General features: G+C 67.9%; 16 protein-coding genes. 10 read left to right on the top strand and 6 right to left on the bottom strand.

The features are described 5' to 3' along the window. Positions 1-6: 6 nt before the first annotated feature. The 5 genes from ACLBYA_RS23725 to ACLBYA_RS23705 are packed head-to-tail and all read left to right on the top strand — an operon-like array spanning position 7 to position 4,262. Entirely contained in the window at positions 7-1,206 is a 1,200-nt protein-coding gene (locus ACLBYA_RS23725; protein WP_447711907.1) for an argininosuccinate synthase, read from the top strand. A gap of 5 nt (positions 1,207-1,211) precedes the next feature. Continuing rightward, complete coding sequence (argH, locus tag ACLBYA_RS23720; protein WP_447711906.1) at positions 1,212-2,624, top strand: argininosuccinate lyase; 1,413 nt, start codon at positions 1,212-1,214, stop codon at positions 2,622-2,624. A 14-nt stretch (positions 2,625-2,638) separates the two neighbouring features. Next, a complete protein-coding gene (locus tag ACLBYA_RS23715; protein ID WP_447711905.1) occupies positions 2,639-3,253 on the top strand; it encodes a hypothetical protein in 615 nt (204 codons plus the stop codon). Then, positions 3,250-3,816 (top strand): hypothetical protein, encoded by a 567-nt coding sequence (locus ACLBYA_RS23710; RefSeq protein WP_447711904.1) that lies wholly within the window; start codon positions 3,250-3,252, stop codon positions 3,814-3,816. Before ACLBYA_RS23715 ends, ACLBYA_RS23710 begins: the two co-directional genes overlap by 4 nt. After that, on the top strand, positions 3,813-4,262 hold the full coding sequence (locus ACLBYA_RS23705) for a hypothetical protein (RefSeq protein ID WP_447711903.1): 450 nt from the start codon (positions 3,813-3,815) through the stop codon (positions 4,260-4,262). Before ACLBYA_RS23710 ends, ACLBYA_RS23705 begins: the two co-directional genes overlap by 4 nt. Here the strand turns inward: ACLBYA_RS23705 and ACLBYA_RS23700 are convergent. Beyond that, entirely contained in the window at positions 4,219-5,526 is a 1,308-nt protein-coding gene (locus ACLBYA_RS23700) for a hypothetical protein (protein ID WP_447711902.1), read from the bottom strand. The two genes, ACLBYA_RS23705 and ACLBYA_RS23700, sit on opposite strands and share 44 nt — an antisense overlap. Before the next feature lie 30 nt (positions 5,527-5,556). After that, positions 5,557-7,350: an ABC-F family ATP-binding cassette domain-containing protein gene (locus ACLBYA_RS23695; protein ID WP_447711901.1), complete on the bottom strand. Its 1,794-nt coding sequence runs from the start codon at positions 7,348-7,350 to the stop codon at positions 5,557-5,559. Between the two features lie 121 nt (positions 7,351-7,471). Here ACLBYA_RS23695 and ACLBYA_RS23690 point away from each other — a divergent pair, with 121 nt between their 5' ends. Genes ACLBYA_RS23690 through ACLBYA_RS23680 form a run of 3 tightly spaced genes read left to right on the top strand, consistent with a single transcriptional unit; the run spans position 7,472 to position 11,126 of the window. Then, on the top strand, positions 7,472-10,435 hold the full coding sequence (locus ACLBYA_RS23690) for an acyl-CoA synthetase (protein WP_447711900.1): 2,964 nt from the start codon (positions 7,472-7,474) through the stop codon (positions 10,433-10,435). Positions 10,436-10,485: 50 nt separating this feature from the next. After that, a complete protein-coding gene (locus ACLBYA_RS23685; protein WP_447711899.1) occupies positions 10,486-10,908 on the top strand; it encodes a hypothetical protein in 423 nt (140 codons plus the stop codon). A gap of 5 nt (positions 10,909-10,913) precedes the next feature. Then, a complete protein-coding gene (locus tag ACLBYA_RS23680; RefSeq protein ID WP_447711898.1) occupies positions 10,914-11,126 on the top strand; it encodes a Trm112 family protein in 213 nt (70 codons plus the stop codon). Here the strand turns inward: ACLBYA_RS23680 and ACLBYA_RS23675 are convergent. The 3 genes from ACLBYA_RS23675 to ACLBYA_RS23665 are packed head-to-tail and all read right to left on the bottom strand — an operon-like array spanning position 11,098 to position 13,249. Next, positions 11,098-11,712: a TetR/AcrR family transcriptional regulator gene (locus ACLBYA_RS23675; protein ID WP_447711897.1), complete on the bottom strand. Its 615-nt coding sequence runs from the start codon at positions 11,710-11,712 to the stop codon at positions 11,098-11,100. The genes ACLBYA_RS23680 and ACLBYA_RS23675 overlap by 29 nt on opposite strands. A gap of 14 nt (positions 11,713-11,726) precedes the next feature. Then, positions 11,727-12,551, bottom strand: coding sequence for an ABC transporter permease (locus ACLBYA_RS23670; RefSeq protein WP_447711896.1), 825 nt, complete (start codon positions 12,549-12,551; stop codon positions 11,727-11,729). Next, positions 12,494-13,249 carry an ABC transporter ATP-binding protein gene (locus ACLBYA_RS23665; RefSeq protein ID WP_447711895.1) on the bottom strand — a complete coding sequence of 252 codons (756 nt, stop codon included), beginning with the start codon at positions 13,247-13,249 and terminating at the stop codon, positions 12,494-12,496. The genes ACLBYA_RS23670 and ACLBYA_RS23665 overlap by 58 nt, the downstream gene beginning before the upstream one ends. Before the next feature lie 58 nt (positions 13,250-13,307). Here ACLBYA_RS23665 and ACLBYA_RS23660 point away from each other — a divergent pair, with 58 nt between their 5' ends. Beyond that, positions 13,308-13,919 (top strand): DNA-3-methyladenine glycosylase, encoded by a 612-nt coding sequence (locus ACLBYA_RS23660; RefSeq protein WP_447711894.1) that lies wholly within the window; start codon positions 13,308-13,310, stop codon positions 13,917-13,919. An 18-nt stretch (positions 13,920-13,937) separates the two neighbouring features. After that, positions 13,938-15,230, top strand: coding sequence for a tyrosine--tRNA ligase (gene tyrS / locus ACLBYA_RS23655; protein ID WP_447711893.1), 1,293 nt, complete (start codon positions 13,938-13,940; stop codon positions 15,228-15,230). 184 nt (positions 15,231-15,414) lie between these two features. Here tyrS and ACLBYA_RS23650 read toward each other — a convergent pair. Further along, positions 15,415-15,651: hypothetical protein (locus tag ACLBYA_RS23650; RefSeq protein WP_447711892.1), on the bottom strand; the 237-nt coding region annotated here is incomplete at its 5' end.

Here is a 15,651-nt window from a genome sequence, read left to right as displayed (position 1 = left end):
GTACGAATGTCCGAGCGCGTCATCCTGGCGTATTCCGGCGGTCTGGACACCTCGGTGGCCATCAGCTGGATCGGCAAGGAAACCGGCAAAGAGGTCGTCGCCGTCGCCATCGACCTCGGCCAGGGCGGCGAAGACATGGATGTCGTCCGCCAGCGTGCCCTGGACTGCGGCGCCGTCGAGGCCGTCGTCGTCGACGCCCGCGACGAGTTCGCCGACGAGTACTGCCTGCCGACCATCCAGTCGAACGCGCTCTACATGGACCGCTACCCGCTGGTCTCGGCGATCAGCCGGCCGTTGATCGTCAAGCACCTGGTCAAGGCCGCGCGCGAGCACAAGGGTGGAATCGTCGCGCACGGCTGCACCGGCAAGGGCAACGACCAGGTCCGCTTCGAGGTCGGATTCGCCTCGCTGGCACCGGATCTGCAGGTGCTCGCCCCGGTCCGGGACTACGCCTGGACCCGGGAGAAGGCCATCGCGTTCGCCGAGGAGAACGACATCCCGATCAACGTCACCAAGCGCTCGCCGTTCTCCATCGACCAGAACGTGTGGGGCCGCGCCGTGGAGACCGGGTTCCTGGAGCACCTGTGGAACGCCCCAACCAAGGACGTCTACGACTACACCGAAGACCCCACCATCAACTGGAGCTCACCCGATGAGGTCATCGTCGGATTCGACAAGGGTGTGCCGGTGTCCATCGACGGTCGCCCGGTCACCGTGCTGCAGGCCATCGAGGAGCTGAACCGGCGCGCCGGCGCGCAGGGTGTCGGTCGGCTCGACGTCGTCGAGGACCGCCTGGTCGGTATCAAGAGCCGCGAGATCTATGAGGCGCCCGGCGCCATGGTGCTGATCACCGCGCACACCGAGCTCGAGCACGTCACCCTGGAGCGCGAGCTGGGCCGCTACAAGCGCGGCACCGACCAGAAGTGGGGCGAGCTGGTCTACGACGGCCTCTGGTACTCGCCGCTCAAGCGCGCGCTGGAGTCCTTCGTCGCGCACACCCAGGAGCACGTCACCGGTGAGATCCGCCTGGTGCTGCACGGCGGACACATCGCGGTCAACGGCCGGCGCAGCCCGACCAGCCTGTACGACTTCAACCTGGCCACCTACGACGAGGGCGACAGCTTCGACCAGTCCAGCGCCAAGGGCTTCGTGCACGTGCACGGCCTGAGCTCCAAGATCTCGGCCAAGCGCGACCTGGGTCTCTGAGGCCCATGAGCACCACCAACGAAGGATCGCTCTGGGGCGGCCGGTTCGCCGACGGGCCCTCCGATGCCCTTGCCGCGCTGAGCAAGTCCACCCATTTCGACTGGGTGCTGGCGCCCTATGACGTCACCGCGTCCAAGGCACATGCCCGGGTGCTGCACCGCGCCGGGCTGCTCACCGACGAGCAGCGCGACGGTCTGCTGGCCGGCCTGGACAGCCTCGGCTCAGACGTCGCCGACGGCAGCTTCGGTCCGCTGCCCAGCGACGAGGACGTGCACGGCGCGCTGGAACGCGGGCTGATCGACCGGGTCGGGCCCGAGCTGGGTGGCCGGTTGCGGGCCGGCCGGTCGCGCAACGACCAGGTGGCCACCCTGTTCCGGATGTGGCTGCGCGACGCGGTCCGCCGGGTCGCCGACGGTGTCCTGCAGGTTGTCACCGCCCTGGCCACCCAGGCCCAGACACACCCGACGGCGATCCTGCCGGGCAAGACGCACCTGCAGTCCGCACAGCCGGTGCTGCTGGCCCATCACTTGTTGGCCCACGCCCATCCGCTGCTGCGCGACGTCGACCGCCTCGTCGACTTCGACAAACGGGCGGCGGTGTCCCCGTACGGTTCCGGCGCACTGGCCGGATCCTCGCTGGGCCTGGATCCCGATGCCATCGCCGCCGAACTCGGATTCGCCGCGGCGGCGGACAATTCGATCGACGCCACCGCCGCGCGCGACTTCGCGGCCGAGGCCGGGTTCGTACTCGCGATGATCGGTGTCGACCTGTCCCGGCTCGCCGAGGACCTGATCCTGTGGAGCACCACCGAATTCGGGTACGCCACCTTGCACGACGCCTGGTCCACCGGCAGCTCGATCATGCCGCAGAAGAAGAATCCGGATATCGCCGAGCTGGCCCGCGGCAAGTCCGGCCGACTGATCGGCAACATCACCGGCCTGTTGGCCACCCTGAAGGCGCAGCCGCTGGCCTACAACCGGGACCTGCAGGAGGACAAGGAACCCGTCTTCGATTCGGTGGCGCAGCTGGAGCTGCTGCTGCCGGCGATGGCCGGGCTGGTGGGCACGCTGACCTTCGACACCGACCGGATGGTGGCGCTGGCTCCGCTGGGTTACACGCTGGCCACCGATATCGCCGAATGGATGGTCCGCCGCGGCGTACCGTTCCGGGTCGCCCACGAGGCCGCCGGTGCCGCGGTGCGCGCGGCCGAGGTCCGCGGCGTCGGCCTGGAGGATCTGACCGACGCGGAGTTCGCGCAGATCCATGACGAACTCACCCCCGAGGTGCGCGACATCCTCACCGTCGAGGGCTCGGTGAACTCCCGCGACGCCCGGGGCGGGACCGCACCCACCCAGGTTGCCAAGCAGCTCAACGTCGTCCGCGACACCACCGATCGACTCCGGATCGCGTTGCGCTAGGTACTATCCCCAGCATGGAACCGGCTCGGGGGAGCGCCGCCATCACCGTCACCGCACGCTTTCGTAACTGGCTGGCGGGCTGGGGATTCAAGGAGTGGCGCCGCGCCGGCCTGGTGGCGGTGCTGGTTGCCACCGCGGCGTTCGGCGGTCTGGACACCGTCGACAAGAAGGTAACCGACATCAAGGCCGGCGAACAGTTCGACACCGGACGGTTCGAGATGACGGTGCTGCGCGCCACCCTGGTCGACGAGGTCCGTGCCGGGCAGCGGCGATTGTTCGCACCGAAGCCGGGTCGCCGCTATCTCGGGCTGGTGGTGAAGGTGCACAACACCAGCACCCTGCCAGGCCCGGTGGCACAACCGGTGGAACTCGTCGACCAGTCCGACGCAATCGAACTGGCGGCAGTTCGACTGGCCGACGGCACCCTCTCGATGCGCCTCGGACCTGGCCTGACCGACGAGGTGGTGCTGCTGTGGGAGGTTCCGGCCGATGCGGTGGCGGTCGGCGCGCAACTGCCGCTGTGGATCAGCAAGGAAGTCCGCAAGATCAACGCGACCGTCGGGCAGGGCTGGGTGCCCAGCATGACCGACTATGCACAGCTGCGCGTTACGGTCGGCGGCAAGGGATGAGGCGCCCGCTGACGGCGTTGCTGACCGCCGCGGTCGTCGCGGCCGCTGCCTGGATGTGGCACAGCCTGCCCATTCCCGACGAAGTCTTCGCCCCCTTCGATGTCGAGGTCGCGATGGGGCAGCAGGCCACCGGCGCGGCGATCACCGCGCAGGTCGACGGCGTCCGGATCGGGCCCCGGGTCGACAAGACGCAGTACCCGCCGGGCACGGTCGACGCGGTCGGTATCTGGGTCGCCGTCGACGGCGCGGCGATGACGACCCGCCGCGACCAGGTGCCCTCGGTCGAACTGATCGTCGGGTCCAACACCTATGTGCCCACCAGCCGGCTCGGCCTCATCCCGGTCACCGGGGCGCTGGTCCCCGGGATCCGGCTGAGCGGGTCGTGGGTGTTCGACGTGCCGCCCGATCTCGTGGCACCGGACCGGGGCCGGATCGCACTGCGGATGTGGGTCGGCGACTGGCGGCTGAATTCGCGGCTGGTCGTCGACATCGATCTGGCCGACGCGCGGGTGCAGCGCACCGATCTGATCGACATCGGCCCGGGCACGCAGGTCGGGACATGAAACTCTGGCAGCGCAATCTGATCGGCACCGCCGTCGCTGCCGCGGCGGCGATCACCACCACCGTGTTCATCCTGGAACCGGAATGGGCCGACTACCGGCACACCGTCGTGCCCGCGCACACCGCCGCGCCGCGGCAGTCCATCGAGGTGGACGGGCAGATGTGGTCGGTCCGCAATGTCAGCCGCACGACGACCAAACCCGGGTCGGCCCTGCCCGAGGGCACCGTCCAACTGAACGTGCTCATCGAGCGATCCGGCACGGCCACCGAGGAATTCGGCTGCGTGGGCTATCTGATCGAGGGGGAGCGTTCGTGGCGTGGCAACGGTCCACCGTGCGGTGCGGAGCTGTCGCTGCCGTGGACGTTCCTGGTGCCGGCGACGACGGAGCCGACGGCGGTGGACGTCAGGAGACCGGACGGCTCGATTCTGCTTCGGCTGGAGCTGTAGCGGCAGAGCGCTGTACGCACCAGGCCAGCGCGGTGGCCACCAGGCAGATCCGCAGCGGCTCGATGATCGAATGCGATATCAGCGCCATCAGATCCCAGGTGGCGAACCAGAACTCGATGTCGTGCGGTCCCATCAGCCAGGCCATGCCTCGGAACAGGTAGCCCGGCCCCAACTGCGCGCGGTAGAAGCTGCCGGCCATGTCCAGCCAGGCCAGACCGAGATAGCCCAGCACATACACCGACAGCGCGAGCAGGCCGCCGGCGGCGATGACATGGGCCGAGTCGGTGATCGGTTTGAACTTGCCGATCTGGCCGGTCAGCTGATCGCGCACTTCGGTGCGGACCTTGCCGGGGACGCGTTTCCATCCGGTGCTCAACTGGGTGCGTCGCGCCTCCGAGCGCTGCATCCACCGGTCGACCCGGTCACCACCGATTCGTTGGGCCTCGGCGCGCCAGTCGGCCTTGGCGGTGGCGCCGTAGACGATGCAGGCCACCGCCAACCAGATCAGCGGTACCGCCGCGCCGCCGAAGACGGTGCTGATGGCCCACGTCAACCCGTCCCACATCTTCTGCAGGAACTGCACGTGGGAGAACAGACTCTCGCGGGTGTCGTTGAACCACACGATGATCCGTCGTTCGGCAATCCAGGCCGACGGGTTGATCAAGATGGTGAGCCCCTGGCTGGCCGAGTACGTCAGCACCAGGAAGACCCACAGCGTGTCCAGGTAGACCTGAACCGGTAACAGCCAGGCGGGTGTGCGGTCCTTCAGTCGGCCCAGGGCGAACCTGGCGATCAGCGCCAGGCCGATGATGACGAGGGTGACGGTGCCGACCGGCAGCATGCTCGGGTGCAGGGTGGACGCCTCCGGTGACATCATGGCCGCGCCGGCCCGGTACTGCATCGCGCGATACTCGAACGACAGCCAGTCCTCCCGAAACATCTGCCACGCCAGATAGATTGCGAAGAACGGCACGATGATGGTCGCGAAGATGTCGATCTGCCGGGCCGGTCGCCGCGCCAGTCCCGCCAGCACCGGGATGCCCGGCCGGATCACCAGGAACATCGCCACATAGGAGCCCAGCCGGGCCATACCGGCCAGTGGCATGATCAGCGAGGCCCACACATAGTTGTCGTACCCGGCCCAGGCGGCCCATTCGATCGCGCCGATCCGGCCGAGATAACCGAGCAGATAACACGCCACCAGCTGCGGGAAATACCGAATGCACAGCGTCAGCGGCGCCAGCACGTATCGCACGGCAGTCATCGTAACGGCCCCCCCGACCCAATTCCCTGATCAGCCGAGGCTTTCGGACAGCTCCAGCCATTTCTCCTCGAGCTCGGCGACCTCGGCCTCCAACTCGCGGAGCGCCCCGGTAAGTCGTTGCAGCCCTTCGAAATCGCCCTGATCGTGCTCGGCAAGCTTCTGGTGTGCGGTGCCGATCTGGCCGTCCAGCTTCTGCAGCCGGCGCTCGATCGACGTGACCTCCTTCTGCGTCGCCCGCAGATCCGACCCGGACAGCCCCGGTGCGCCGCCGGCGGCAGGGCGCGCGGCGGCCGGGCCCGTCTCCGCGGCGTGCTTGGCCCGCAGCCGCAGATATTCGTCGACGCCGCCGGGCAGATGACGCAGCCGCCCACCGAGGATTCCGTACTGCTGGTCGGTGACCCGCTCCAGGAAATAGCGGTCATGGCTGACCACGATCATGGTGCCCGGCCAGGAGTCCAGCAGGTCCTCCATGGCCGCGAGCATGTCGGTGTCCAGGTCGTTGGTGGGCTCGTCGAGGATCAGCACGTTGGGCTGCTCCAGCAGGATCAGCAGCAGCTGCAGTCGGCGCTGCTGGCCGCCGGACAGATCTTTCACCGGCGTCGACAGTTGCGCGCTGGCGAACCCGAGCCGCTCCAGCAACTGGCTGGGGGTGAGCTCCTGGGCCTTGGAACCCGTGCCGAAGCTGTAGGTGGTGGCCAGGTGGCTGAGCACGATGCGCACCGGGTCGTCGAGGTGTTCGGCGAGCCTGTCCACGCCCTGGGTCAGCGTCGCCACCTTGACCGTCTTACCGCGCTTGACCCGGCCCGAGGTCGGCTCCACCGAACCGTCGATCAGGCCCAGCAGCGTCGACTTGCCCGCGCCGTTGACACCGAGGATTCCGGTGCGTTCGCCCGGTGCGATCAGCCATTCGACCTCGTGCAGCACCTCGCGATCGCCGTAGCTGACCGAGGTGTCGAGCAGGTCGACGACCTGCTTTCCCAGCCGGGTCACCGCCAGCGACTGCAGCGCGACCTTGTCCCGGATCTCGGGGACGTCGGCGATCAGCGCGTTGGCCGCGTCGATGCGGAACTTCGGTTTGGAGGTGCGGGCCGGCGCGCCGCGGCGCAGCCAGGCCAGTTCCTTGCGGGCCAGGTTCTTGCGCCGCTCCTCGATGGTGGCGGCCTGCCGGTCCCGCTCGACGCGCTGCAGGATGTAGGCGGCATAGCCGCCCTCGAATGGTTCGACGATCCGGTCGTGCACTTCCCAGGTGACTGTGCAGATCTCGTCGAGGAACCAGCGATCGTGGGTGACCACCAGCAGCCCGCCCGAGGTCGGGCTCCAGCGTCGCTTCAGATGTTCGGCCAGCCAGGTGATCGCCTCGACGTCGAGGTGGTTGGTCGGCTCGTCGAGTGCCAGGACGTCGTGGTCACCGGCGAGCAGCTGGGCCAGCGCCACCCGGCGGCGCTGGCCGCCGGACAGCGTGCCCAGCTTCGCGTGCCAGTCCAGATCGCCGAGCAGGCCGGCAATGACATCGCGGCCGCGCGGATCCCCGGCCCATTCGTGTTCGGGGACGTCGCCGACGACGGCGTGGCCGACGGTATCGGTCGGGTCCAGCGTGTCGGCCTGGTCGAGCACACCGACGCGGACGCCGCCGCGCACGGTCACCCGGCCCCCGTCGGGCTTCACCCGTCCGGCCAGCATGGCCAGCAGGCTGGACTTGCCGTCGCCGTTGCGGCCGACGATGCCGATCCGGTCGCCCTCGTTGACACCGAGTGAGACGGAGTCGAAAACGACCTTGGTGGGGTATTCCAGATGGAGGGCCTCGGCCCCGAGAAGATGCGCCATGTCCCCACCAGGCTAGTGCTGAACATTCTCAGCGGGCGACCAGCGGCGCTGTGCCATGATGTCGAGGCAATCGGGGGATCGGGAGCCACTTTGCGGGCTCACACGGCAGGGGAGTTGCGCGTTGGTGGATTTCTCACTGATCACCGGTCCGGTGAGCCGCTTGTTGGCCACCGCGCAGAACGGCATCGAGGTGCTGCGCTACGGCGGTCTGGAAACCGGTGCGGTGCCCTCGCCTTATCAGATCATCGAGAGCGTGCCGATGTACCGGCTGCGCCGGTATTTCCCGCCTGACACCCGGCCGGGCGCGACACCGCCGGGGCCGCCGGTGCTGATGGTGCACCCGATGATGATGTCCGCCGATATGTGGGACGTGACCCGCGAGGACGGCGCCGTCGGGATCCTGCATGCGGCGGGCATCGACCCGTGGGTCATCGACTTCGGGTCACCCGATGAGGTCGAGGGCGGCATGCAGCGCAACCTGGCCGACCATGTGGTGGCGCTTAGCGACGCCATCGACACCGTCAAGAAGCTCACCGGCAGCGATGTGCACCTGGCCGGCTACTCCCAGGGCGGCATGTTCTGCTACCAGACCGCGGCCTATCGGCGGTCCAAGGACCTGGCCAGCATCATCGGATTCGGGTCGCCGGTGGACACCCTGGCCGCGCTGCCGATGGGGATTCCGCCCAACGTCGGCGCGGTCGCCGCCAATTTCATGGCCGACCATGTGTTCTCCCGCATCGACATCCCGGGATGGTTGGCCCGCACCGGATTTCAGATGCTCGACCCGCTCAAGACCGCGCAGGCCCGGCTGGATTTCCTGCGCCAGCTGCACGACCGCGAGGCGTTGTTGCCGCGCGAACAGCAGCGCCGGTTCCTGGATTCCGAGGGCTGGATCGCCTGGTCCGGGCCGGCGATCTCGGAGCTGCTCAAGCAGTTCATCGCACATAACCGGATGATGTCCGGCGGATTCAACATCCACGGCGAACTGGTCACGCTCGCCGATATCAAATGTCCGGTGCTGGCGGTCATCGGCGAGGTCGACGATATCGGCCAGCCCGCAGCGGTACGCGGTATCAAGACCGCCGCGCCGCAGGCCGAGACCTACGAATACCTGATCCGTGCAGGGCATTTCGGCCTGGTGGTGGGTTCCAAGGCGGCGACGCAGACGTGGCCGACGGTGGCGTCCTGGGTCAAGTGGCGCAGTGGCGACGGCCCGCTGCCCGAGGATGTGGGCCCGATGGGTGCCCATGCCGCCGAATCCGCCGACGGCGGTGTCGCATTGGCCTCGCGGGTCGCCCACGGCGCGGCGGCCGCTTCGGAGATGGCCTTCGATCTGGCCCGGTCGGCGGCCGGTGCCGTTGTCGCGACCAACAAGTCGGCCCGGACCTTGATCGTCGAGACCGCGCGCACGCTGCCCCGGTTGACGCGACTGGGGCAGATCAACGACCACACCCGCATCTCGCTCGGCCGGATCATGACCGAACAGGCGATGAGCCATCCCGACGGTGAGTTCCTGCTCTTCGACGGCCGTGTGCACACCTACGAGGCCGTCGACCGCCGTGTCAACAACGTGGTGCGCGGACTCATCGAGGTCGGGGTCCGACAGGGTGTGCGGGTCGGTGTGCTGATGCAGACCCGACCCAGCGCCCTGGTGGCCATCGCGGCGCTGTCGCGCCTGGGCGCGGTCGCGGTGCTGATGCCCCCGGACGCCGATCTGGCCCAGGCCGCCCGGCTCGGCGGGGTGGTGGAGATCCTCACCGACCCGGCGAACCTGGAGGCCGCGCGTACCTTGGACCGCCGGGTGCTCGTGCTCGGTGGTGGTGAATCGCGTGACCTGCACCTGCCTGCCGACGCCGACGTGGTCGACATGGAGCAGATCGATCCGGACCGGGTGCAGCTGCCCGGCTGGTACCGGCCCGACCCGGGGTTCGCCCGCGATCTGGCATATGTCGCGTTCGCGACCATCAACGGTGAGCTGGTGGCCCGCCAGATCACCAACTACCGGTGGGCGCTGTCGGCGTTCGGCACCGCCTCGGCGGCCAACCTCGGCAACCGGGACACCGTGTATTGCCTGACCCCGCTGCACCATCCGTCCGGGTTGCTGGTGAGCCTCGGCGGCGCGGTGGTCGGCGGTGCCCGCATCGCGCTGTCCCGCGGGTTGGCGCCCGATCGGTTCCTGCACGAGATCCGTCAGTACGGCGTCACGGTGGTGTCCTACACCTGGGCGATGTTGCGTGAGGTCATCGACGATCCGTCGTTCGCACTGAACGGGACGTTGTCGGTGCGGCTGTTCATCGGCGCGGGTATGCCGGTCGGTTTGTGGCGGCGGGTCTCCGAGTTGTTCGCCCCGGCCCATGTCGTGGAGTTCTTCGCGACCACCGATGGCCAGGCGGTGCTGGCGAACGTGGCCGACCTCAAGCCCGGCAGCAAGGGTCGGCCGCTGCCCGGCGGCCCGTTCGTCGAGTTGGCCGCCTACGACGTCGACGATGATCTGATCCTGGAGGACGACAGTGGCTTCGTGCTGCGCGCCGAGCCGGGCCAGGTGGGTCTGCTGCTGGCCCGGCCGCGTGGTCCGATCGACCCGACGGCGTCGGTCAAGCGCGGTGTCTTCGCCCCCGCGGACACCTGGGTATCCACCGAACAGCTGTTCCGCCGTGACGAGGACGGCGACTACTGGCTCGTCGACAACCGCGGTTCGGTGATCCGCACCCCGTCGGGTCCGGTGTTCACCGCGGCCGTCAACGACGCGCTCTGCCGGATCAGCGCGGTCGATCTCGCGGTCACCTACCGCCTGGACGTCGAGGGCAAACCGTTGGTGGTGACGGCGGTGGCGCTGCGCCCCGGTGGCAGCGTGCCCAGCGCGGAGGTGACCGAGGCAGTGGGCACGCTGCCGGTGGGCCGCGGGCCCGATGTGGTCTACGTGGCACCGGCGCTGACCCTCGGTGCGTCCTACCGCCCCGAGGTCGGGCCGCTGCGGGCGGCGGGCATCCCGAAGTCCTCGCGTAACGCCTGGTACCTGGACACCGATACGACTCAGTACAAGCGCATGACGGCCGCGGTGCGGGCCGAGCTCGGTGATCTGTGACGAGCCCGGTCCGCAGTGCGCTGTTAGGCTCCCGGGCTAGGAGGATCGTGATGACATCTTTGACCCGCCGTTCGCTGGCGGCCGCCGCGCTGGCAGCCGGGATGATGCTGGCCGGTGGTACGGCCACGGCGAACGCCGACGTCCTGGACGCGCTTGCCGACGAGTACGGCCGCAGCGCCAGCGGTGGTCAGGTCGCCAACCTGGTCGACGACGCGCTGAACCTGCGCGCGCAGGGCATCCGGCCGACCCCGGGTGCATTGGCCGCCATCACGGCGGCGCTGGACAAGCGCCCCAACCTGATTCCGCTCGCCGATGCGTTGCGCGCCACCGTCGCCCAGCAGCGCCAGGTGCAGGCCCGCGGCGGTGCGTCCGCCGGCACGCCTGGCGGCACCTCGGCCCAGCCGTGGGTTCCCGACACCGGTGACGATCCGGGTCCGCTGATCCCGCCGGGCTGGGGCGGTCGCGCTTGGTAGCGCAGTTGGATCCCAAGCTTCTCGACATCGTGGTGTGCCCGCAAGATCACGGGCCGCTGCGGTACGTGCCGGGCGACTGCCTGTACAACCCGCGGTTGCGGCGGCGCTACCCGATCGTGGACGGCATCCCGGTGCTGCTGATCGACGAGGCGGTCGCGGTCGACGACGATGCCGAGCATGAGCGGTTGATCAGCTCAGCTCAGGCAGATCCCCGGTGAGATAACGCTGCAGATTCGGTGCGATGGTTTTGGCGACCACGTCCGGCGGTAGTGACGCGAACGGCTCGAGTTCCAGGATGTAGCGGGCGACGACGACACCCACCAGTTGCGATGCGACGAACTGCACCCGGTAGGGCCCGGACCCCACAGGGTTGTCCACCCGGGAGCCGATCTCGACGGTGATGACCTCCTGCAGGAATGAGCGCACCAGGTTGACATCGCCGCCGCCGAGGATCGAGCGAAGGGTGGCGATGAATCCCTTGCCGATCTCGGAATCCCACAGCGGCAACAGCAGTGCGGGCAGCACGGAACCGATCTCGTCGACCGGGGTCTGCCGCAGTGGACCGATGATCTGCATCGGGTCGATCGGGATCGCGATGGCGGCGGCGAACAACTGTTGCTTGGTGCCGTAATAGTGATGTACCAGCGCGCCGTCGACACCTGCCGCGGTGGCGATCGCGCGGATCGACGTCTTGTCGAAGCCATTGCGCGAGAACAACTCCCGGGCATGTTTCAGGATGCGTTCGCGGGTGTCCGACGCCCCGGGTGGGCGCCCGGGGCGTTTGCGGTCGGTGTCGTCGGTCAAGATCTGCAGTATTCCTAGGGGGTTCGACGGCGCAGTGTCGCCGCAGCCAGGGCCATGGCCACCACCGCGAAACCGATCACGACGGCGATGTCACGTATCGCGATCGTCGTGGGTTCGGCGTGCGCACCGACCTGTTGCAGCGCCTCCAGAGCGTAGCTGGCCGGCAGCACGTTGCTGATCCACTGCAGCCATTCCGGGAGTGCAACGCGGGGAGCGATGATGCCGCACAGCAACAACTGTGGGGCGATCACCAACGGCATGAACTGCACGGCCTGGAACTCGGTGCGGGCGAACGCGCTGCACAACAGTCCCAGCCCGACACCCAGGACCGCGTTGACGATGGCGATGCCGAAGACCAGCGCCGGACTACCGGCCGTCTCGAAACCCAGCAGCCAGAACGCGACGACACAAGCGAACGTCGCCTGCACCGCCGCGGCGATGGAAAAAGCGGTGCCGTACGCGGCGAGCAGGTCGAATCTGCGCAGGGGGGTGGTCAGGATCCGCTCCAGGGTTCCGGACACCCGTTCGCGTTGCATCGTGATCGAGGTGATCAGGAACATCACGATCAGCGGGAAGACGCCGAGCATGATCAGGCAGGCGTTGTTGAACGGCGACGGACTGCCCGGCGGGTGCGGGATATCGCGAAACATGAAATACATCAGCGTGATGATCAGCGTCGGGACCACGACGATCATCACGACGCTGCGGTGGTCGCCGGCGAGCTGACGCAGGATGCGGCCGGTGGTGGCCGTATAGCCCTGCAGTCCGAGCGAGCGGGATCTCACGCTGCGGTGCTGCGCCGGATGACCGACAGAAACGCGTCCTCCAGTGACGAACATCCGGTGTCCTTTCGTAGTTGGGTGGGGCTGGTGTGGGCCAGCAGGTGGCCCTCGCGCAGCAGTAGTAGGTCACCGCAGTGGTCGGCCTCGTCCATGACATGGCTGGACACCAGCAGGGTGGTCCCGCCCCGGGCGAGTTGATGGAACTGTTCCCATAGGTCGACGCGCAGCACCGGGTCCAGCCCGACCGTCGGCTCGTCGAGTACCAGCAGTTCGGGTTGGGCCACCAGGGCGCAGGCCAGCGACACCCGGGTGCGTTGACCACCGGACAGATTGGCGCACAACGCCGTTCGATGGTCGGTCAGGCCGACGGCGGCCACCGCATCGTCGGCGGCGTGCGCGGTGCGGCCGTACAGCGCGGCGAAATAGCGCGCGTTGTCGATGACGCGGAGGTCCGGGTAGATGGTGGCGTCCTGGGTGACATAGCCGACCCGGCTGCGCAACGGAGCGCTGCCGGCCGGATGCCCGAGCACGGTGACGGTGCCCGACGACACGATCTGGGTGCCGACGATGGACCGGATCAGTGTCGTCTTGCCGCACCCGGAGGGGCCCAGCAGTCCGGTGATCGAGCCGCGTCGGATGCGCGCCGAAACATCCTGCAGGGCGGTGCGCGCACCCCGGATGACGTGCAGATTGTCGATCGCAACGGCGGTTTCGTGGGTCGTTGCCGATAATTCATCACTCGATGAACTCATCATGTGATGAATAGTGCGCCCGCGTGTCGGGGGTGTCAAGGGGTTGGGCAGAATCTCCGCTGTGGGAGTACGGGCGCTGGCGGTCGATCCGGTGGCCGCCGCGCGCCGCCTGCTCGGCGCGCGACTGTATGGACGTGCCGTCACCGCCACGATCGTGGAGGTGGAGGCCTACGGTGGGCCACCGGACGGACCGTGGCCCGACCCGGCATCGCACTCCTATCGCGGGCCGCGGGTCCGCAACACGGTGATGTTCGGCCCGCCCGGTCGGCTCTACACCTATCGCAGCCACGGCATCCATGTCTGCGCCAACGTGGTGTGCGGCAGTGACGGGACCGCGGCCGCGGTGCTGCTGCGGGCGGCCGTGATCGACGACGGTGAGCCGGTGGCGCGGCATCGGCGCGGTCTGGTGCCTGCCCCACGTGCCCTGGCCCGGGGTCCGGGAAATCTCTGCTCGGCGTTGGGAATCACCATGGAGGACAACGGAATCGACCTCTTCGATGCCGACAGTCCGGTCCGGCTGGTACTCGGTCGTGGGGCGGATGCGGTCGACGGCCCGCGTGTCGGGGTGAGTACGGCCGCAGATCGGGCCTGGCGTTTCTGGCTGCCGGGTGTGCCGGAGGTGTCGGCCTACCGACGCAGTCCGCGGGCACCGGCACCGGACGACAGTGACTGATGCAGGAAGATGGGCAGGGTGAGTACGGGCATCCTCGATGAACTGGAATGGCGCGGCCTGATCGCGCAGTCGACCGACCGGGACGCGTTGGGTGACGCGCTCGCCGACGGGCCGGTGACGGTCTACTCCGGTTTCGACCCGACCGCGCCCAGCCTGCATGCCGGCCACCTGGTTCCGCTGCTCACACTGCGGCGATTTCAGCAGGCCGGGCACCGGCCGATCGTGCTGGCCGGCGGCGCCACCGGCATGATCGGTGATCCCCGGGACAGCGGGGAACGCACCATGCAGACCGCCGACACCATCGCCGACTGGGCCGGCCGGATCCGCGGACAGCTGGAGCGATTCGTCGAATTCGACACCTCGCCGACGGGCGCCATCGTGGAGAACAACCTGACCTGGACCGGCGAGCTCTCGGCGATCGAGTTCCTGCGTGATGTCGGCAAGTACTTCTCGGTGAACGTCATGCTCGACCGCGACACGGTGCGCCGTCGCCTGGAGGGTGACGGCATCTCCTACACCGAGTTCAGTTACATGCTGCTGCAGTCCAACGACTACGTGCAGCTGAATGAGCGCCACGGATGTGCGCTGCAGATCGGCGGTTCCGACCAGTGGGGCAACATCGTGGCCGGCGTGCGATTGGTCCGGCAGAAGCGCGGAGCGGTGGTGCATGCGTTGACGACGCCGCTGGTCACGGACTCGAGCGGCAAGAAATTCGGCAAGTCCACCGGCGGCGGCAACCTCTGGCTCGATCCCGAGCTGACCAGCCCTTATGCCTGGTACCAGTACTTCGTGAACACCGCCGATGCCGATGTGCTGCCCTACCTACGGTGGTTCACGTTCCTTGCTAAGGACGAGATCGACGAGCTGGCCGAGGCCACCGAGACGCGGCCGCATGAGCGGGCGGCGCAGCGCCGGCTGGCCCGCGAGCTGACCACATTGGTGCATGGCCAGGGGGCCACCGATGCCGTTGAACTGGCAAGTCAGGCGTTGTTCGGGCGTGCGGAGTTGTCGGCGCTGGATGAGTCGACGCTGGCCGCCGCCTTGCGTGAGGCCAGTGACGGCGAGGTCGCCGAGCTGACCCCGGGTGGTCCCGACGGCATCGTCGACCTGTTGGTGGCCAGCGGACTGGTGGCCAGTAAGGGTGCCGCCAAGCGGACGCTCGCCGAAGGCGGGGTGTACGTGAACAACGTGCGAATCGAAAGCGACGAGTGGATACCACAGACATCGGACTTTTTGCACGATCGTTGGCTGGTGTTGCGACGTGGCAAGCGCAACATCGCGGGAGTGGCCCGGGTGGCCGCCGGTGACTGACTCGCCGGTGCCGCTGACCTGCGGCAATCCGCCGCTGACCAGGCGATTTGACTCGCTGTTAGCCCTGCCGTAACTTATTGCGAGTCAGAGCGACACGGCCTCAAGCCGGAGAGCGAAGACCAAATCCGAGAGAGAAACCCTTAACCGGGGAGTACCTCATTGCCCGCACTCTTGCCCGCGGCTTTTAGCCGCGGACTTGTTGCGCGGTCAGGATCGGGTGTGTTGTTTGAGAACTCAATAGTGTGTTTGGTGGTTTTTGTTTGTTGTTTTTTGCCATCTTGGTGGGGGACTCCCCGTCTTCCTGCCACGTGGGATGGTTTGTTTTTTTGATGCCAGTTTTTGGTGTCTTTTGTTTGTGATCGGATTTTTCTGATTCGAATTCTGCCTGGGCTTTGGTCTGGGGGTTTTTGTTTGGAGAGTT

Source organism: Mycobacterium sp. C31M, from assembly GCF_053345865.1.
Note: the sequence above shows the minus strand (reverse complement) of the source record. Positions and strands in the feature narration are given on the sequence as shown.